This is a genomic window from Streptomyces sp. NPDC030021 (assembly GCF_055574035.1).
In genome coordinates this window covers 338,171-356,392 of the sequence record NZ_JBVIAH010000001.1, presented here as the reverse complement: position 1 = coordinate 356,392, position 18,222 = coordinate 338,171, and the positions used below count along the sequence as shown (strand labels likewise).

16 protein-coding genes and 1 riboswitch are annotated in these 18,222 nt (G+C 73.5%); of the genes, 8 read left to right on the top strand and 8 right to left on the bottom strand.

What is annotated here, in order from left to right:
• Positions 1–93 precede the first annotated feature (93 nt).
• The gene (locus ACZ4YL_RS01550) at positions 94–339 is read left to right on the top strand and encodes a hypothetical protein (protein ID WP_468113204.1); all 246 of its coding nucleotides are present in this window, start codon (positions 94–96) and stop codon (positions 337–339) included.
• A gap of 94 nt (positions 340–433) precedes the next feature.
• On the opposite strand, the gene ACZ4YL_RS01545 is transcribed toward ACZ4YL_RS01550, so the two are convergent.
• A complete protein-coding gene (locus ACZ4YL_RS01545) occupies positions 434–1,063 on the bottom strand; it encodes a DedA family protein (protein WP_468113203.1) in 630 nt (209 codons plus the stop codon).
• Complete coding sequence (locus ACZ4YL_RS01540; protein WP_468113468.1) at positions 1,060–1,836, bottom strand: MBL fold metallo-hydrolase; 777 nt, start codon at positions 1,834–1,836, stop codon at positions 1,060–1,062. The genes ACZ4YL_RS01545 and ACZ4YL_RS01540 overlap by 4 nt, the downstream gene beginning before the upstream one ends.
• 282 nt (positions 1,837–2,118) lie before the next feature.
• Here ACZ4YL_RS01540 and ACZ4YL_RS01535 point away from each other — a divergent pair, with 282 nt between their 5' ends.
• From ACZ4YL_RS01535 to ACZ4YL_RS01510, 6 genes are all read left to right on the top strand, one after another.
• The gene (locus ACZ4YL_RS01535; RefSeq protein ID WP_314246320.1) at positions 2,119–2,523 is read left to right on the top strand and encodes a recombinase family protein; all 405 of its coding nucleotides are present in this window, start codon (positions 2,119–2,121) and stop codon (positions 2,521–2,523) included.
• A gap of 147 nt (positions 2,524–2,670) precedes the next feature.
• Positions 2,671–4,929 carry a phage holin family protein gene (locus tag ACZ4YL_RS01530; RefSeq protein ID WP_468113202.1) on the top strand — a complete coding sequence of 753 codons (2,259 nt, stop codon included), beginning with the start codon at positions 2,671–2,673 and terminating at the stop codon, positions 4,927–4,929.
• Between the two features lie 75 nt (positions 4,930–5,004).
• Positions 5,005–6,408 (top strand): amino acid permease, encoded by a 1,404-nt coding sequence (locus tag ACZ4YL_RS01525; protein WP_468113201.1) that lies wholly within the window; start codon positions 5,005–5,007, stop codon positions 6,406–6,408.
• A 41-nt stretch (positions 6,409–6,449) separates the two neighbouring features.
• The gene (locus ACZ4YL_RS01520; RefSeq protein WP_266377403.1) at positions 6,450–6,890 is read left to right on the top strand and encodes an SRPBCC family protein; all 441 of its coding nucleotides are present in this window, start codon (positions 6,450–6,452) and stop codon (positions 6,888–6,890) included.
• A 99-nt stretch (positions 6,891–6,989) separates the two neighbouring features.
• Positions 6,990–8,051, top strand: coding sequence for an ATP-binding protein (locus tag ACZ4YL_RS01515; RefSeq protein WP_468113200.1), 1,062 nt, complete (start codon positions 6,990–6,992; stop codon positions 8,049–8,051).
• Positions 8,048–9,865 carry a vWA domain-containing protein gene (locus ACZ4YL_RS01510; protein WP_468113199.1) on the top strand — a complete coding sequence of 606 codons (1,818 nt, stop codon included), beginning with the start codon at positions 8,048–8,050 and terminating at the stop codon, positions 9,863–9,865. Before ACZ4YL_RS01515 ends, ACZ4YL_RS01510 begins: the two co-directional genes overlap by 4 nt.
• Positions 9,866–9,940: 75 nt before the next feature.
• Here the strand turns inward: ACZ4YL_RS01510 and ACZ4YL_RS01505 are convergent, their stop codons facing one another.
• Positions 9,941–11,524: an RNA polymerase sigma factor gene (locus tag ACZ4YL_RS01505; RefSeq protein WP_468113198.1), complete on the bottom strand. Its 1,584-nt coding sequence runs from the start codon at positions 11,522–11,524 to the stop codon at positions 9,941–9,943.
• Between the two features lie 215 nt (positions 11,525–11,739).
• Positions 11,740–12,501, bottom strand: coding sequence for a class I SAM-dependent methyltransferase (locus tag ACZ4YL_RS01500; RefSeq protein ID WP_468113197.1), 762 nt, complete (start codon positions 12,499–12,501; stop codon positions 11,740–11,742).
• A gap of 57 nt (positions 12,502–12,558) precedes the next feature.
• Positions 12,559–12,661, top strand: a riboswitch (ZMP/ZTP riboswitch).
• A gap of 84 nt (positions 12,662–12,745) precedes the next feature.
• Between ACZ4YL_RS01500 and ACZ4YL_RS01495 the strand changes: the two genes are divergently transcribed.
• A complete protein-coding gene (locus ACZ4YL_RS01495) occupies positions 12,746–13,591 on the top strand; it encodes a bifunctional 5,10-methylenetetrahydrofolate dehydrogenase/5,10-methenyltetrahydrofolate cyclohydrolase (protein ID WP_468113467.1) in 846 nt (281 codons plus the stop codon).
• A 107-nt stretch (positions 13,592–13,698) separates the two neighbouring features.
• Here the strand turns inward: ACZ4YL_RS01495 and ACZ4YL_RS01490 are convergent, their stop codons facing one another.
• From ACZ4YL_RS01490 to ACZ4YL_RS01475, 4 genes are read right to left on the bottom strand one after another with little or no spacing between them, the layout of a single operon-like run.
• The gene (locus tag ACZ4YL_RS01490; protein WP_468113196.1) at positions 13,699–14,907 is read right to left on the bottom strand and encodes an MAB_1171c family putative transporter; all 1,209 of its coding nucleotides are present in this window, start codon (positions 14,905–14,907) and stop codon (positions 13,699–13,701) included.
• Positions 14,904–16,424, bottom strand: a complete 1,521-nt coding sequence (locus ACZ4YL_RS01485) for an NAD(P)/FAD-dependent oxidoreductase (protein WP_468113195.1) — start codon at positions 16,422–16,424, stop codon at positions 14,904–14,906. Before ACZ4YL_RS01485 ends, ACZ4YL_RS01490 begins: the two co-directional genes overlap by 4 nt.
• A 16-nt stretch (positions 16,425–16,440) precedes the next feature.
• On the bottom strand, positions 16,441–17,076 hold the full coding sequence (locus ACZ4YL_RS01480; protein WP_468113194.1) for a toxin-antitoxin system, toxin component: 636 nt from the start codon (positions 17,074–17,076) through the stop codon (positions 16,441–16,443).
• The gene (locus tag ACZ4YL_RS01475) at positions 17,073–18,098 is read right to left on the bottom strand and encodes a hypothetical protein (protein WP_468113193.1); all 1,026 of its coding nucleotides are present in this window, start codon (positions 18,096–18,098) and stop codon (positions 17,073–17,075) included. Before ACZ4YL_RS01475 ends, ACZ4YL_RS01480 begins: the two co-directional genes overlap by 4 nt.
• Positions 18,099–18,222: the final 124 nt, after the last annotated feature.

Genomic DNA, 18,222 nt, shown 5'->3' with positions numbered 1-18,222 from the left:
ATGGACAAGACCCTAGGAAATCAACCGCACTTGAGGTCCAGCCCCCGGCGGAACCCGTCCCGATTCCGCCCCCGCGCGGCCTCCGTCGAACGCGTGGCGAAGAAGCCCATGGTGCCCGGCGCGCTGGTGCTGCTGCGTACTCCGCAGGGCACCTGCCGGGCCGTCGTCGGCACCGTCGAGCGGGGCAAGGCCGATCCGCCGGACGTGCGGGACGTGGTGCGGGTCCGCGAGACGGGCGGCGGCGGACAGGTCACGCTCGCCTCCACCGGCCTCAACACGCCGACGGGCCTCGCGTTCCCACCGCCCGGCGCCCGCCCGGGACACGACCGGGACCGGTAAGCCCCGCAAGGCCCCGCAAGGCCCCGCAAGGCCGCGCAAGGCCGCGCAAGGCCGCGCAAGGCCCCGTAAAGCCAGGCAGGCGGTGAGGGCCGGCTCAGGGGCGGGGCCGCAGGCGGCGCCAGAGCGAGGGGCCCGTGCTGATCGCGAGGGCCACGCCGACCGCCAGGGCCACGCCCTTCCAGGGCTCCGCGAAGAGGGTGCCGCCCAGGATGCCGATCAGACCGTACGTCGCCGCCCAGGCCAGGCAGGCCGGGGCGTCGCCGCGGGCGAAGCGGCGCAACGGCATCTGCGCCAGGAGGCAGGCCAGCATCACCGGGATCCGGCCCGCCGGGACCAGCCGCGACAGGACCAGGACCAGTACCCCGTGCTCGTCGAGCCGCGTCCGCGCCTGCTCCAGCCGCTCCGGTGCGGCCCGGCCGCGCAGCGTCTCCAGCCAGCGCGAACCGCCACGTGAGCGCACCCCGCGCTGCCCGAGCCAGTACAGCGTCATGTCCCCGGTGAACGCCGCCAGCGCCGACACCGCGAACACCAGCAGCACCCCGTAGGGCGGCGACTGGTGGTGGAAGGCCACCACCGCCGCCGAACTCACCAGCGCACCCGTCGGGATGACGGGTACCAGCGCACCCAGGGCCACCAGCAGGAACAGCGCCGGGTACCCCACCGCCTGCTGGGTGCTCTCCGGCGGTACCTGGCCGGCCGCCGCCGCGAGCTCGCGCCACGTCACGGCAGTCGCACCCGCTCGCCGTGCTGCGGCACCCGTACGGTCACCTTGGGCGCCACCTGCCGCGCGAGCCGCTCGAACTCCTCGCCCGGCGCGTGGAATTCATGCGGCCGCACCGCGTCCATCCCGACGGGCCAGTACGTCCCGTAGTGCACCGGGACCGCCGCCGCGGGCGCCAGCCGGGCCAGCGCCTGCACCGCCCGCCCCGCGTCCAGGTGCCCCGGGCCCAGGTACGGCCCCCAGCCGCCCACCGGCAGCAGGGCCACGTCCACCGGCCCGACCTCCTCGGCCATCGTGTCGAACAGCCCGGTGTCCCCGGCGAAGTAGGTCCGCGCCGCGCCCCGCACCACGTAGCCGAGCGCCGGGCACCGGTGCGGCCCGAACGGCAGCCGCCGTCCGTCGTGCCGCGCGCCGACCGCCCGGACCCGTACGCCGTCCCGTACGGGGACCTCCTCGCCCGGCACCACCTCCGTCACGGCCAGCCCGCGCAGCCCGGCCACCCGCGCCAGCCCCGGCACGGCCCGGCGCGCCCCGCGCGGCACCAGCAGCCGGGTGCCGGGCGCGAGCCGGGCCAGCGACGGCAGGTGCAGGTGGTCGGCGTGCAGATGGGAGACCAGCACCACGTCCGCCACCGCCGCCTCGGGCGGGGGCACCGCTCCGCGCCGCCGCCGCAGGTGCGCGAGCCGCCGCGCGAACAGCGGGTCCGTGAGCAGCCGGACCCCGGAGTCCTCGACGGTGCACGTGGCATGACCCCACCAGGTGATCTCCACCGGCACCCGGCCCTCCCTCCCTCGCGCCTCGCTCACGAGCCTAGGGGGTGTCTTGCCGATCAGGCCGGGCTCGCGGTGGTCGGCACCGCGCCTCGCCGCGTTGTCCTCGGTCGGCGACGCTCCGCGTCGCCTCCCTCGTCCGCCTTGCGATCCACGGCACCGACCACCGCTCCCTGATCCGGCCTGATCGACATGACACCCCCTAAAGTCTGCCCCGCGCGGCCGCTCGGAACCGGATCTCGGCCGCCCCCTCCTCTACGGCGGAGTATCGGAGTAGGGTCCGGCGGCATGGAAGAGTTGCGCGTGGCCGCGATCACCAGCCTGGCCCCGCTCGAAGACCTCGACGCCGACCCCTTCGCCGTGGACACCCGCGGCCAGCACGCCATGTGCGCGCGCTGGGCCGCCGACCGGGGCTACGTCGTGACGAAGCAGTTGCTGGTGTACGGGCTGCGCGCCGACCACTGCGGGCTCTGGTCCGACGTCGACACCGGGCAGGTCGACCTCTTCGTCGCCGCCAACCACCGGGTGCTGGCCCGCGCGCTGCGCTCCGTCGAGGAGTTCACCGCCGAGTGCGAGCGGCGCGGCGTACGGCTGGAGACCGCCGGGGGCGAGGAGCCCCGGTACACCTCCGCGATGAAGGCCGAGGTGCACCGCAGGCTGTCCATGCCGACCGCCGGCTACGACGGCACCTGACCGGGCCGGGACGCGCGGCCCGCCCGATCCGGCCCGCCCCGCCCCGCCCGCCCGCCATGCGCCCCTGTGCGCCGTCCGCTTCGCCCGACCGGGTGCGCCGGGCTGTGCGAGCCTGGAAGGCGGGACGGGCGCGCGGGAGGTGGCGGCGTGGGGCGAGGACGGTGGCGGACCGCGGGCAGCGCCCTGGTACGGGTGCTCCTCGTCTGGGCCGTGTCCACCCTCACGATGCTCGCCCTCGCCGGGATCCTGCCGGACTTCCGGCTCCAGTCCGACGACGGTGACAGCATCACGCAGATCGGGCTGACCGCCGCCTGGGCCGCCGGGGCCTTCGGTCTGCTGAGCGCGCTGGTCTGGCCGGTGCTCGTCCGGGCCCTGCTGCTGGTGCCCGCCCTGGTGCTCGGGCTGCTCGTCTTCTTCCTCAACGGCTCGCTCCTGCTGATAGCGCTCAGCCTGATCCCGGACGGCCGCAGCGAGGTGGCCCCCGAGACCGCGGTGGTCGTCGCCGCCGTGATGTCCGCGGTGGCGTCGGCGACCTCCACCGCCCTCGCCGTGCGCGACGACGAGGCCTACCGGCGCCGCCTCTACCGGCTCGCCGACCGGCGCCGCCGCAGGCAGGGCAGGGCGGGCCCGTCCCGGGCCGCCGAAGCACCGCCGGGCCTGCTCATGCTCCAGCTGGACGGGGTGGGGTACGAGGAGTTGCGCCGCGCGTGCGGCAGCGGGCTGATGCCCACCGTCGCCGGCCTGCTGGAAGACAGCCACCGCGCCCGGTCCTGGCGTACGGACTGGTCGAGCCAGACCGGTGCCAGCCAGCTCGGGATCCTGCACGGCTCCAACTTCGACGTGCCCGCCTTCCGCTGGTACGAGAAGGACACCGGCGAGGTGATGGTCTGCAACCGGCCGACCAGCGCCGCCGAGCTCCAGCGGCGGGCCATCGGGCGCACCGGGGACGGCGGACTGCTCACGCTGGACGGGGCGAGCCGGGGCAACCTGTTCAGCGGCGGCGCCGACCAGCTGGCGCTGGTGCTGTCGGTCTCGGCCCGGCGGGGGCGGGCCAACCGGTCCCGCGCGGGCTACTTCGCGTACTTCTCCGACCCGGCCAACGCCGTCCGTACGGCCGGGTCCTTCGCGGCCGAGGTGGTCCGGGAGGTCGTCCAGTCACTGCGGGCGCGGATCCGCGGGGACCGGCCACGGGTGTCGCGCGGCGGGCTGTACCCGCTGATCCGGGCCTTCGCGACCGTGGTCGAAAGAGACGTGGTCGTCGCGGCCGTGATCGGCGACATGCTCGCCGGGCGCACCGCGGTCTACGCCGACCTGGTCGCCTACGACGAGGTCGCGCACCACTCGGGCCCGCGCGGCCGGGACACCGACCGGGTGCTGCAGCGCCTGGACCGGAGCCTCGCGCTGATCGCCCGGGTCGCCGAGCACGCGCCGCGCCGGTACCGGATCGTGCTGCTCTCCGACCACGGCCAGAGCCCGGGGGAGACCTTCCTCGGCCGGTACGGGCTGACCCTCAAGGACCTGGTCCGGGCGGGCTGCGGCCTGCCGGTCCCGCGCCGGGCCGGCCGTACCCGCAGCGGGGCCGAGGCCCGGGCGGCCGTGCTCGCGGCGCTCCACCGGCCGGTGGAGGAGGGCGAGGAGGCGCACCCGGGCCCGGGCTCCGATCCGGTGGTGCTGGCCTCGGGCAACCTCGGCCTGATCTCCTTCCCGGACATCCCCGGCCGGGCTTCGCGGGCGCGTGTCGAGCGTGCGCACCCCGCCCTGCTGACCACGCTGGCGAACCATCCGGGCGTGGGATTCCTGCTGGTGGACGGGGTGGTGCTGGGCCGGGACGGAAGGATGGCCCGGCTGGACGTCCCGGGCGAGGCGGAGGAACTGCTGGCTCCCTTCGGCCCGGGCGCGGCGCAGGCCGTCCGCCGGACCGACGCCTTCCCGCACGTGGCGGACGTCATGGTGAACTCGGCGTACGACCCGCGGACCGGCGGGGTGCACGCCTTCGAGGAACAGATCGGCTCGCACGGCGGGCTGGGCGGGGAGCAGGGGCATCCGTTCCTGATGTGGCCCGCGGAACTGTCGGACCCCGGGCCCGGCGAGGAACTGGCCGGCGCGGAGGCGGTGCACGCCGTGCTGCGGCGATGGCTGCGGGAGGCGGACGGGCCGCAGGTACCGGTGGCCGCGCCCCTGACCGCGCCCCTGACCGCGCCCCTGACCGCGCCCCTGACCGCGCCCCTGACCGCGCCCCTGACCGCGCCCCTGGCTCCGCCGGTGGAGCGGTCGGCGGGGGACCCCGCCGGGCGGGCGCCCGCGAGCGAGCCCGCGGGGCGGCCGCTGGAGGAAACCCCGCCCGGGGAGGGAAATAGCGGAAGCCTTCCTTCCGCAGGGGTGCCCGCGCGGGACGAAATCCGCTGATTTTGTGGCGCTTTCGCGGTGGTCAACCATGTGTTGACCTGCCCAGCATGTGAGACATCCAGAGGCGCACCACCGATGACCAGCACCGCAACCCTGCCCGCCGAGGCCGCCGCACCCCCCGAGCAGGGCCGCGCCCCCCACGCGCGCCGCTTCGGCCTGCCCGTCGCGACCTGCCTGGTCATGGGCAACATCATCGGCGGCGGGATCTTCCTCCTCCCCGCCTCGGTGGCCCCCTTCGGCACCATCAGCCTCGTCGCCTTCGCCGTCCTCACCGCCGGCGCGATCGCCCTCGCCCTGGTCTTCGGCCGGCTCGCCGAACGCCACCCGCAGACCGGCGGCCCCTACGTCTACGCCCGCGCCGCCTTCGGCGACTTCGCCGGCTTCCTCGCCGCATGGAGCTACTGGATCACCGCCTGGGTCTCGAACGCGGCCCTGGCCGTGGCCGCCGTCGGCTACCTCACGGTGCTGTTCCCCGCCGCGGGCGAGCACAAGTGGTCCATGTGCCTGGCCGCCCTCGCCGTCCAGTGGCTCCCGGCCCTCTCCAACCTGGCGGGCACCCGCTACGTCGGCGCGGTGCAAGTCGTCGCCACCGTACTGAAGTTCGCCCCGCTGCTCCTGGTCGCCGTCGGCGGGCTGTTCTTCTTCGACCCCGCCAACCTCGGCCCCTTCCGGGCCACCGACCAGAGCGCGGCCGGCGCCGTCTCCGCCTCCGCGGCGATCCTGCTCTTCAGCTACCTCGGCGTCGAGTCCGCCACCGTCAGCGCCGGCGAGGTCCGCGACCCGGCCCGCAACGTCGGCCGGGCCACCGTCCTCGGCACGGTCGGCGCCGCCACCGTGTACCTGCTCGGCACGGTCGCCGTCTTCGGCCTGGTCGCCCACGACCGGCTGATCGCCTCCACCGCCCCCTTCACCGACGCCGTCAACGCCATGTTTTCCGCAGACGGAGGGGCCGGCGGCACCTGGGGCGGCACCGTGGTCGCCTGCGCCGCCGTGATCTCGATGCTCGGCGCCCTCAACGGCTGGACCCTGCTCAGCGCGCAGACCCCGTACGCCGCCGCCAAGGACGGGCTCTTCCCGAAGGCCTTCGAGACCAAGAAGCGCGGCGTCCCCGTCGTCGGCGTGATCGTCACCGTCTCCCTGGCCTCCGCCCTCACCGTCTACAACTACACGGCCGGAACCCAGGGCGTCTTCGAGAGCCTGGTCCTGATCACCACCTTCACGGCCACGGTCCCGTACCTGCTGGCCACCGCCGCGCAGATCTACTTCCTGCTCTCCGGGCAGCGTGAGCGGGTCCACCCCGGCCGCCTGGCCCGCGACGGCGTCCTCGCCGCCCTCGCCTTCGGCTTCTCGATGTGGCTGGTCGCGGGCTCCGGCTACGCCGCCGTCTACCAGGGCGTGCTCTTCCTCTTCGCGGGCGTGCTCGTCTACGCCGCCATGTCCGCGCGGAAGCACCGCGCCGCCGCGTCCCCCGCGGAGTAGCGTGGAGGAAGGGGCCGGTCAGGGGGCGCCAAGGAAGCACCATGTCCGCGATGAGGAAGAGCATCGACATCGACCGCAGGCCCGAGGACGTCTACGCGTACCTGACGGACCCCACGCACCTGCCGGAGTGGCAGGACAGCGCCGTATCCGCCGTCCCGATCGGCGATCTCCCCGTGCACGTCGGTTCGAGGGTCCTCGTCACCCGGCAGATCGGCCGCCGGCGGGTCCCCACGACCATGGAGTTCGTGGAGCTCGATCCGCCGAGGAGCTGGCACGTGCACGGGGTCGACGGGCCGGTACGACCCGATGTGCGCGGCACTGTCGAACCCCTCGACGGCGGCACCCGCTCCCGCCTCACCCTGGACGTCGACTTCGAGGGCCACGGCGTGGGCCGGGCCCTCGTACCCCTCGTGGTCAGGCCCATGGTCCGCAAGGAGATGCCCCGGGGCGAGGAGAAGCTCAAGCACCTCCTCGAAACCTGACGGATCGCGGCCGGGGGAAAACCGGATGCCCCGCGGTGTGCGGTGCGGTGACACTGGCCGTACCACACACCCGCCACACCCCCGAGGACATCCACGCCCGTGCAGGCTGCCGTCACCGTCACCCCCGCCCAGATCCCCGAACTGCTGCTCGGCCTCGCCACCGTCCGGCCCGTGTTCCTCTGGGGGGCTCCCGGCATCGGAAAGTCCTCGCTCGTAAGGAAGTTCGCCGACGCGCTGGGGCTGGAGTGCGTCAGCCTGCTCGGCACCCAGCTCGCCCCCGAGGACCTGATCGGCGTCCCGCAGATCCGCGACGGCCGGTCCGTCTTCTGCCCGCCGGAGGCCATCGCCCGCGACGAGCCGTACTGCCTCTTCCTCGACGAGCTCAACGCCGCGAGCCCGGACGTCCAGAAGGCCTTCTACTCGCTGATCCTCGACCGCCGGATCGGCTCCTACGAGCTCCCGGCCGGCTCCATCGTCATCGGCGCGGGCAACCGGGCCACCGACAACGCGCTGGCCCGGCCGATCGCCTCCGCGCTGGTCAACCGCCTCACCCACGTCCACCTCCAGGCGTCCGCACAGGACTGGCTGGTCTGGGCCGGCGAGCACGGCATCCACCCCTGGGTCACCGACTACCTCACCGACCGCCCGGACCACCTCTGGTCGCAGCCGCCCAAGACCGAGGAGCTCTTCTCCACCCCGCGCTCCTGGCACATGCTCTCCGACGCCCTGCACTCCTTCGGCACGGAACTCGACGAGCAGATCCTCAAGGTGATCGCGCACGGCACCCTCACCCCCGCGCACGCCGTCTCCTTCTGCGGCTACGCCAAGATCGTGCGGCACAGCTTCGGCATCGAGGCGATCATGAAGGGCGACGCCTCCTGGCCCACCCGCCCCGCCGACCGCGACCTGCTCTACTACCTTGCCGAGGCCTTCCGGGGCCGCCTGGTCAAGGAGCTGCCCGCGCAGCGCGAGCACGTCTCGCCCGCCCTGCGCCAGACCGCCTACCGGGCCAAGGCGCTGCTGGTCCAGCTCGCCGAGATCTCCGTGGAGGTGGCGCAGACCGTCATCGCCGACGACGCCGACGGCCTGCCCGTGCTGCCCTCCTGGTTCCTCGTGGAGGCCGCCCGGGACATGCCGCGCCTGGTCGAGGCCCGCCGGTGAGCGCCTCGCGCCCCCGGCCCAAGAAGAAGACCCAGCCCGACCCCGCCGCCCAGGCCTTCGCCGAGGGGCTCGCCCTGGTCAAGCGGAACCCGGCCCTCGCCGCCGTCGGCGGGAGCGTGTGCGAGCAGCCCAAGTGCCCCGGGACCCCCGCCGCGGGCCTGGTCGCCGTGGACTCCAACGGCGTCCTCCACGTCCGCTCCGGCCTGCGCGCCGAGCCCGGCACCTGGGCCTGGGCCCTCGCCCACGCCCTGCTCCACCTCGGCTTCGGCCACGTCCCGGCCGCGGCCGACCGGGACCGCGTGCAGCCCGACCGCTTCGACCTCGCCGCCCGCTGCGCCGTCGTCAACCGCTTCCTGCTGACCCAGCCGTCCGTCCGGCCCCCGGACGACCTCCCGGCCGCGTACCCCGGCGGTGACGAGGAACTGCTCGCGGCCCGCTGGCGCCGGGACGGCATCCCCGCCGCCCACGCACTCTGCGGCACCGCCGGCGACCACCCCGACCAGCTCCTGGTCACCTGGCACGCATGGAACTCCACCCCGGTCCCCGACTGGGAGACCGCCTTCGCCCACGCCCTGACCCGCAGCGTCTCCGCCGCCATGGAGGTCGCCGGCGGGCGCCGCGACCGGGTCACGGGAGAACGCGTGGCGCAGCGCCCGTGGGACCGCGCCCTGAACTGGTTCGTCTCCTCGTACCCGCTCCTCGGCGGCCTGGCCAGCGGCCTGAAGATCGTCGCCGACGCCGAGCTGGCCCGCGCCCAGGACATCGACATCGCCGCGGTCAGCGCCACCGCCGGGGAGATCTACGTCAACCCGCTGCGCAGCTTCGAGGAGGGGGAATGGCGATTCATCCTGGCCCACGAGATGCTGCACGCCGCCCTGCGCCACGGCGAGCGCCGCGGCGCCCGGGACCCGTACCTGCACAACGTGGCCGCCGACTACGTGGTCAACGGCTGGCTCGTGGAGATGGGCGTCGGCGAGATGCCCGCCGGGCTGCTGTACGACCCGGAGGTGAAGGACCTCTCCGTCGAGGAGGTCTACGACCGGATCACCACCGACCTGCGCCGGATGCGCCGCCTCGCCACCCTGCGCGGCAAGGGCCGCGGGGACATCCTGGGCGACCCGCTGCCCCACCCGGGCAGCGCACCGTACGCCGACCTGGACGAGTTCTACCGGCGCGGCCTGGTCCAGGGCTTCGACCTGCACACGTACGGGGAGCGCGGGCTGCTGCCCGCCGGGCTGATCCAGGAGATCCGGGCCCTGGCCCACCCGCCCGTGCCGTGGGACGCCCGGCTCGCCCGCTGGTTCGACGAGTACGTACCGCGCCCCGAGCCCGTACGGAGCTTCGCGCGCCCGGCGCGCCGCCAGGCGTCCACCCCGGACATCCCGCGCGCGGGCCGCTCCTTCCCGCCCGAGGAAGTCGCCCGCTGCACCTTCGGCGTGGTCCTCGACACCTCGGGGTCGATGAACGCCGCCCTGCTCGGCAAGGCGCTGGGCGCGATCGCCTCGTACGCGGAAGCCCGCGACGTACCGGCGGCACGCGTCGTCTTCTGCGACGCCGCGCCGTACGACGCGGGCTATCTGCCCCCGACCGAGATCGCGGGCCGGGTACGGGTCCGCGGGCGCGGTGGGACCGAGCTGCAGCCGGGCATCGACCTGCTGCAGCGGGCGGAGGACTTCCCGCCCGGCGCCCCGGTCCTGGTGATCACGGACGGCTGGTGCGACACGCTGCGCATCCGGCGCGAACACGCCTACCTGATCCCCCAGGGGGCCTCCCTGTCGTTCACCCCACGGGGACCCGTCTTCCGCCTGGCCTGACCTGCCCTCGGGCAGGATGCAGAACGCCCCCGACCCGCGGGTCCGCAGGTCAGGGGCATGCTGGAGGAGATCGGCTCAGTCGAGGTAGTCGCGCAGCACCTGTGAACGCGACGGGTGGCGCAGCTTCGACATGGTCTTGGACTCGATCTGGCGGATGCGCTCACGGGTGACCCCGTACACGCGGCCGATCTCGTCCAGCGTCTTCGGCTGGCCGTCGTTGAGGCCGTAGCGCATGGAGACCACGCCCGCCTCGCGCTCCGAGAGCGTGCCCAGGATGGACTGGAGCTGCTCCTGGAGGAAGGTGAAGGAGACCGCGTCCGCCGGGACGACCGCCTCGGAGTCCTCGATGAGGTCACCGAACTCGCTGTCGCCCTCCTCACCCAGGGGGGTGTGCAGGGAGATCGGCTCGCGGCCGTACTTCTGGACCTCGATGACCTTCTCGGGGGTCATGTCGAGTTCCTTGCCCAGCTCCTCCGGGGTGGGCTCACGGCCCAGGTCCTGGAGCATCTGGCGCTGCACGCGGGCGAGCTTGTTGATGATCTCGACCATGTGCACGGGGATGCGGATGGTGCGCGACTGGTCGGCCATGGCACGCGTGATCGCCTGCCGGATCCACCAGGTCGCATACGTGGAGAACTTGAAGCCCTTGGTGTAGTCGAACTTCTCGACCGCGCGGATCAGGCCGACGTTGCCCTCCTGGATCAGGTCCAGGAAGAGCATGCCGCGACCGGTGTAGCGCTTGGCGAGGGAGACCACGAGGCGGAGGTTGGCCTCCAGCAGGTGGTTCTTCGCGCGGCGGCCGTCCTCGACCAGGATCTCCAGCTCGCGCTTGAAGGCGGGCTTGTGGTCCTCCTCCTCTTCGAGCTTGTACTCGGAGAACAGACCCGCCTCGATGCGCTTGGCGAGCTCCACCTCCTGCTCGGCGTTGAGGAGCGGCACCTTGCCGATGAGCTTGAGGTAGTCCTTGACGGGGTCGGCGGTGGCACCGGCCACCATGACCGTCTGCGCCGGGGCGTCGTCCTCGTCGTCGTCGGACAGGACGAAGCCCTGGGTGCCGCCGGCCTTGGGCGCCTCGTCCTCGGCCTCGTCGGCGAGGTCCTCGGCAGCCCAGTCCTCGCCCTCGGCGACGGGGGTCTCGCCCTCGTCGGCGTCCTTGGCGCTGGTCTTCTTCGCCGCGGTCTTCTTCACGGCGGTCTTCTTCACGGCGGTCTTCTTGACCGTGCGCTTCTTCGGCTCGGCGGCGGCCTCGGCCGACGCCTCGTCCCCGGTGGCTGCGGCCGACGAAGCGGATATCGCCGTGGCGGTGGTGGTGACGGCCGTCGCCGCGGTCTTACGGGCGCCGATGGGGCGCGGCGCCGCGGTGGCCTTCTTGGCCACGGTGCGGGCCGGGGCGGCGGCAGCCTTGCGGGGCTTCTTGGCGGCAGCCTTGGTGGCGGGGGCCGCGCTGACGTGGAGGGCGACACCCTCCTCGTCCAGGACCTGGTTCAGGCTGCGCAGGACCCGCTTCCACTGGTCCACCGGGATGCGGCCGGCCTCGAAGGCCTGGCGCACGTCGTCACCGTTGATGTGGCCCTGCTCGCGGCCGCGCTCGACGAGCGCGACAAGGGCCTCGGATTCGGCGATCTCCGGAGGGAACGTACGGGACGGGCTGAGCGACACAAGGAGCCTCTCGTTGCGAACAGATTAAGGGTGGGCGGGACATCATCGCGCGAACTCGGGAAACAGACCCGAGGGGGGTCTGTATTCCGGGCCGCGCGAGGACACCTGTCGGTTCATCGCATGCCCGAGTCGATTCGTTACGCGCTGAATTGAGTGACCTGCGCCACGCTGTGGCCACGCAACCCGATCCGGCGCAGATCCGTCCGCCCTTCAGATCAGCCCGTTTTACGGGCCTCGATGAGGAAGCGGGCGGTGTGAGCGATGAACGGACCTTCGCGTTCGATCCGTTCGTGGAGCTCACGCAACCGGTCCCGGTACTGCCCGACCGTGAAGCCGGGCACCATCCAGATCACCTTCCGTAGAAAGTAGATCACGGCTCCGATGTCGTGGAACTCCGTGCGCAGACGTTCGGAGCGCAGATCGAGGACTTCGAGGCCGGCCGCGGCGGCGTCGGCGACCGCGTCGTCGGGGTGCCGGGCGCGCCGGACCTCCTCCGGCTGCGGGCCGAGGAAGTACTCGACGAGCTCGAAGACGCTCGCCGGACCGACCTGCTGCGAGAGGTAGCTGCCGCCCGGCGTCAGGACCCGCGCGATCTCCTCCCACCAGATGGTCACCGGATGCCGGCTGGTCACCAGCTCGAAGGCCGCGTCGCCGAAGGGCAGCGGCGGCTCGTCGGCGTCGGCGACCACCACCGCGCCCAGCGGGTGCAGCAGCCGCGTCGCCTTCTCGATGTTGGGCGGCCAGGACTCGGTCGCCGCCGTCAGCGGCGGCAGCGGAGCGCACCCGGCCAGGACCTCACCGCCACCGGTCTGGATGTCCAGCGCGGACCGGACCTGGGCCAGGCGCTCGGCCATCAGCCGCTGGTACCCCCAGGAGGGGCGCTGCTCGGTGGCCCGGCCGTCGAGCCAGGAGAAGTCCCAGCCGTCCACCGAGACGGACTCGGCCTCGGCGACAAGATGGTCGAAAGTACGCGTCATGTATTGATCGTCCCAGGTCGGACGCCCGACAACCACCGGATATGTCGACTACAGTGGTCGGCGGGCCGTGACTGGCGTTCGGGTGGATCACCACCGGGGAGCGGCCCGGCGTACCTGTGGACCTCCGGTACGTCGGCTGCCGCGCGCCTGGGCGAACCGCGATCCGCAGCGACGTTCAGGAGACCCCGTGACGACTGCCCAGACTGCCACTGCCCCCGCCTCTGCCGCCGGCTCCGCCCAGCTGATGGACGGCACGGCCCTCGCCCGCCGCATCTCGGAGCAGACCGCCGCCTACGCGGCGAAGATCACCGAGCGCACCGGCACCGCGCCCTGCCTCGCGACCGTGCTGGTCGGCGAGGACCCGGCCTCCGTGACCTACGTCCGCATGAAGCAGAACCGCTGCGCCAAGGCGGGGATCACCTCCCGCCACGTCGAGCTGCCGGCCGGGACCACCACCGAGGAGCTGGTGGCCACCCTCACCGCGCTGTCCGAGGACCCGGAGATCAGCGGCATCCTGCTCCAGCACCCCGTCCCGCACCACATCGACGAGCGCGCCGCCTTCGAGGCCATCGCCCCGGGCAAGGACGTCGACGGGGTCACCATGCACTCCTTCGCCGCCATGGGCTTCGGGCTGCCGGGCTTCGTCTCCTGCACCCCCGGCGGCATCATGCGCCTGCTCGCCGCCTACGACGTGGACCTGACCGGCAAGCACGCCGTCGTCGTCGGCCGCAGCGCGATCCTGGGCAAGCCGGCCGGGATGCTGCTGCTGGAGCAGAACGCCACCGTCACCTACTGCCACTCGCGCACCCAGGACCTGCCCTCCATCGTGCGCCAGGCGGACGTGCTGGTCGCCGCCGTCGGCAAGGCCGAGTTCATCCGGGGCGAGGACATCAAGCCGGGCGCGGTGGTCCTGGACGCCGGTTACAACGAGGGCAACGTCGGCGACGTGCACTTCGAGTCGGCCGCCGCCCGGGCCTCGCTGATCACTCCGGTGCCGGGCGGTGTCGGCCCGATGACCATCGCCGTACTGCTGGAGCAGACCGTGCAGGCGGCCGCCGCGCAGGCCGGGCTGGACCTCGCGGAGCTCTGATCCCACCGCGCGGATCCCGCGTACGACGCACGCCCGCGCTCACACGCGCACGCACGCACGCCCCGGCCCTCGGTCCGGGGCGTCGCGTTTCCCCGGGGCTGTGCGCCTCACACGCCGACCGGGTCGGGGTTCAGGTCCGGCGTGCCGGCGGTGTCCGCGTCACGGGCCGCGGCGACGATGTCGGAGGTACGGAACGCGTCGGCCAGGGCGGTCAGGGGCCGCCGGCCCAGACGGTAGGGCTCCGGGATCGCGGCCGGCCCCGGCACGGATCCGCGCGCGGCGGCGGCCTTGCGGTGGCAGGCGGCCGCCAGGACGGCCGCGTCCGCGAGCGTGGCGGCCCGCGCCTCGCCCATGCCCCGGCCCCGGGCCTCCTCGTACGCGGCGCTGCGCACCCGGGGGTCGAACCAGCCGGCCAGTGCCAGGATGCCGTCGTCGATGACCGACTCGCGGTGGATGAGCCGGATCCCCACCGGGGACCACCAGGCCAGCGGGACGGTCCGTCCCTGGGTCGCGGCGAATCCGCGCAGGGCCTTCCACAGCGGGCGCAGCCGCCGGTACTGGCCGAGGGCCACCCATGTCGCCGACCCGCCGACCAGCGGCACGACGAACCCGGCACCGAGCAGCAGCCCGGCGGCCCCGGCCAGTGGCGGCGCCACGTCCGTGGACAGGAACACCAGGTCGTGGCCGGTCCAGCGGGCGACCACCGAGGCCCACTTGGCGGCCAGGTAGGCCAGGTCCATCAGCCCGGCGACCACGATCAGGGCCAGCCCGGTGCGCAGCGGGCGCTGCGCGCGGTCCGCGCGCGTCAGCCACTTGCCGCACAGCCAGGTCAGCGCCGAGGTGCCCATGGTGTGCGCCACGAGGAAGCAGACGATCATCTCGCGGATCCACGGCGTCGTCGCGTAGTACGTGTCCAGGTCCTGGAGCCGTTCCACCGGTGCGTCGCCGATCACGAACAGGACGACGATGGCCGCGGTCGCGGTGCCGAACAGGGCCGTGGTCAGCCGGGTGGACCGGCGCACGGCCGCGGGCGGCCCGCCGCGCCACTGCAGGACCAGGACGACGCACAGCCCGGAGAACACCGTGCACAGGCCGAACACCAGGGGCGCGGAGAAGTTGACCACGCCGGTGCGGCGGTTGACCGAGGCGATGGTCGACGGCGATGCCAGGAAGTTGATGGGTGCCCCGACGGCGAGCAGCGCGCACGCCGTCCGGTTCAGCGGCCGGTCCCGGTCCCGGCGCAGCTTCGGCAGCTTGATCAGCAGCGCCAGGACCATCAGGGACGCGGGCAGGAGCGGCAGCATTCTGCCGCTCATCGGGCCTGTCCGACGGCGTCGGCGCCCGTCCCTGTCCCCGTCCCTGTCCCTGTTTCGGCAGCGGTGCCGGTGCCGGTTCCGGTTCCGGCTCCGGGGGTCGCGCCGGGCTTCGCGCCGGGCGCCCGGTCGAGCCCGGCGACGGCCCGCTCGGCGGCGGTGAGCGGCGGCGCCTTCAGCGCGCCCCGGTCCGAAGCGCGCAGGACGTGCCAGACCACCGACGGATGGAGCCAGTGGGTGGGCGCGGTGCTCATGGTGAGGACCTTGAACAGGGCGGCGGTGAGCGCCTCGTCGGTGGTCGCCCCCGTCATCAGCCTGCTGACGTACCCGTTGAGCAGACCGGTGCCGGCGCGCGGCTTCATCCCGGTGGCCCCCGGATACAGGATGTCCTGCGACGTGGCGAGCTCCCAGGCGGTGCTGACGTGCGGCGCGATGGCGCGCTGCGCCTCACGGCCGATCCCGGGATGCTCCAGTCCCTTCGCCCGCAGCAGGGTGCGTACGGCGAGGATCCCCTGGGCCGCGACGCTCATGCCCTGTCCGTACAGCGGGTTGAAGGTGGCGACGGAGTCGCCGACGGCGAAGAAGCCGTCGGGCAGCTCGGCCTTCTCGAAGTAGATCCGGCGGTTGGCGGTGCCCTGGGTGACGGCGACGTCCGTCAGGGGCTTGCGGCCCTCCAGGAGCTCCCCGACGATCGGGTCGCGGACGGCCTTGGCGAACGGGATGAACGCGTCGGGGTCGCTGGTCGGCTGGCCGCCGCGGGTCCCCGAGAGGGTGGCCTGCCACTGGCCGTTCTCGATGGGCACGATCGTGGCCGTCCGGCCCGGGACGGGCACCCGGGGGTCGGACTGGACGTTGACGATGGGGAAGCCCATCTCGTGGGCTCCGGCCGGGGCTTCGAAGATCCTCGTCGCGTAGACGAGCCCCGAGTCGACCTCGGCCTGCCGGATGCCGGTGACGCCGAGCGCCTGGAGCCAGGTCCGGGCGCGCGAGCCGCGACCGCTCGCGTCGATCACGAGGTCGGCCGTCAGCAGCCGGCCCGCTTCCTCCGGGGTGTCGACGAGGACGCCGGTGACCCGGGACGCCGTGCCCTCCAGGGCGCGGACCCGGCTCCGCTGGAGCGTGGAGACCCCCTTCAGGCCGGTCACCCGGGCGCGGACCACCGAGTCGAGGAGATCGCGGCTGCAGGAGATGTTGAACTGCTTCTCCCCGCAGCGCGGGATCCAGCCCTGGGCGGTCTTGGTGACCAGGTCGGTGGGCAGGCTGCGGCGGAGGGCCCCCGCCTTCGTCCAGTCGTCGGTGATGCCGGGCAGGATCCGCTCGATGGCACGGGCACCGCCCGACCACAGGAGGTGGGTGTGCCGTGCCTGCGGGAGTCCACGGCGCGGGGCCGGACCCTCGGGCAGCGGGTCGGCGTCGATGACGGTGACCGTGGCGTGCTCGGCGAGGACAGCCGCCGCGAGGAGGCCGGCCAGACTGCCGCCTATGACGACTGCGTGGCGGGGCGGGGTGGACTGGTTCATCGTGGCGTGCTCTCTGTCAAGGCCGTGCTGAGGGCATCGGCGTGAGGGATGCGGCGACCGGCTGGTGCGGGTCACGGCGTGGCACGGGGCTTCCCCAGCCGAGTGAGGACTTGATGCGCTCGATGGCCTCGGGGAGCTGCTGTTCGCGGGGCGAGGGCAGGTAGGAGCGCAGGGTGTTGCCGAGGTGCAGGCCGAAGGTCTCGGCCCGGATCTCCGCCGGATCCCCGTGGTCGGCGCGGGCGGCGGCCTGCCGGACCACCGCGTCCAGCCCGGAGCCGGAGGTCAGCAGATCGGCGAGGCGGCCGGGGCGTCCGGCCAGCCGGGCAGCCACCAGCATGCCCGGACCGAGGCTCTCGCAGGTGCCCTCGTCCAGGTGCCACAACTCGTGGCACGCGATGACGAGCTGGTGTTCGGGCCGGGTGTGCTGCTCGACGACGATCAGGTCGACGTCGTCCAGCTCCAGCCACAGCCCGCTCGCGGTGTCGGGCGGGAAGGAGGTGAAATGGACATCGACCTTCCGCTCTCCGCCACGCCGCTCGGAGTAGGCGGCGCACAGCGCCCCGATGATCTCCCTGGCATCGGCCGGCGGCGTCAGGCGCGCGCCCTCCAGCAGTTCGGAGCCCAGCTTGCGCATGGCCCGTGTGGTCCTCATGGTGCTTCTCCCTCGGCGGCGGCGCCCTCGGTCGGCGCCCCGCTCTTCGTGCCCGGAACTCCGAGCTGCCCCTCGCGCGCGAGGAGGTCGTCCAAGTGGTCGGCCAGTGACTTCCAGCCCTGGGGCGACAGCCGCCCGGCCCGCGTGACGATGCTGCGTACGTCGTGCGCCCGCAGCACCGCCAGCATCGGGTTCTCCCGGTCCCGCACCGCGGACTCCAACTCCCCCTCGATCAGGGCGAGGGCGCTGGAGAGCGCCTCGGTGTCGTCGGCCAGCAGGAAGCCGCCCTCGACGCCGTAGAAACGCTGGATCCCGGCGGCCGCGGCGAGGTTCGGCAGGCCCTCGCCCTGGGCGAGGCGGGTCAGCGACTGCCCCGACGCGTCGAAGGACTTGGCGATGGCCGCCAGCGAGTGGGGCTGGCCGTCCTCCCGTACGCGGGTGCGGCGCAGGTGCTCGAACCGCAGGTGCACCTGCTCCTTGAGCGGGAGCCGGGGCGGCCTCCCGTCGAGGGTGAGCCGGATGGCCTGCGGGGTCATGCCGGTGAGGTACGACAGGTGCTCCAGGTCGTCCCGGCCGTCCGAGACGGTGGTCGCGGACAGGGCGAGGACCCGTTCCACCGCGCTCTTGCTGTCGGCCAGGAGGAAACCGGCATGGACGCCGAAGAACCGCTGCACACCGGCCGCGTGACCCATCCGGGGCAGCCCGGTACCGGCGTTGAGCGGCCCGAGAGAGGCGCCGGGGGCGTCGAAGTCGTCGGCGATGGCCGCCAGCGGCCACTCCCGGCCGTGCTTGTCGCGCCGGGTCGCGCGCAGCCGCAGGAACCGCTGGTGCACCCGCCGTTCCAGCGGCGCCTCCACGGCGGTGCCCGCCACCACCTGGGGTACGCGCCCGGGTTCGACCCCGGACAGATGACTCAGCCGCTCCACCGCCAGCACCTCGGCCGGATCCTGCCCGTGCTCCTGCGCCAGTGCCCAGGTGCGGCGCCAGATGGCGCCGAGATCGGGTCGGGCGGCGGCTCGCACCGGCGGATTCTCCATATGTCGACAAGGCGTTCGAGTGATTCGGGCTCCGTGAAGCCTAGCCTCCCGCCTCTGGCCGAACCAGGGGAACCCCAACGTTTCCTGCCGTACAGCTCAAAAAGGGTTG

Bases quoted from the DNA above. Each gene is read 5' to 3' on its own strand.
- ACZ4YL_RS01485 (WP_468113195.1), bottom strand. From the start codon at position 16,424: ATGAACCAGTCCACCCCGCCCCGCCACGCAGTCGTCATAGGCGGCAGT.
- ACZ4YL_RS01520 (WP_266377403.1), top strand. From the start codon at position 6,450: ATGTCCGCGATGAGGAAGAGCATCGACATCGACCGCAGGCCCGAGGAC.
- ACZ4YL_RS01490 (WP_468113196.1), bottom strand. From the start codon at position 14,907: ATGAGCGGCAGAATGCTGCCGCTCCTGCCCGCGTCCCTGATGGTCCTG.
- ACZ4YL_RS01480 (WP_468113194.1), bottom strand. From the start codon at position 17,076: ATGAGGACCACACGGGCCATGCGCAAGCTGGGCTCCGAACTGCTGGAG.
- ACZ4YL_RS01500 (WP_468113197.1), bottom strand. From the start codon at position 12,501: ATGACGCGTACTTTCGACCATCTTGTCGCCGAGGCCGAGTCCGTCTCG.
- ACZ4YL_RS01535 (WP_314246320.1), top strand. From the start codon at position 2,119: ATGGAAGAGTTGCGCGTGGCCGCGATCACCAGCCTGGCCCCGCTCGAA.
- ACZ4YL_RS01495 (WP_468113467.1), top strand. From the start codon at position 12,746: ATGGACGGCACGGCCCTCGCCCGCCGCATCTCGGAGCAGACCGCCGCC.
- ACZ4YL_RS01525 (WP_468113201.1), top strand. From the start codon at position 5,005: ATGACCAGCACCGCAACCCTGCCCGCCGAGGCCGCCGCACCCCCCGAG.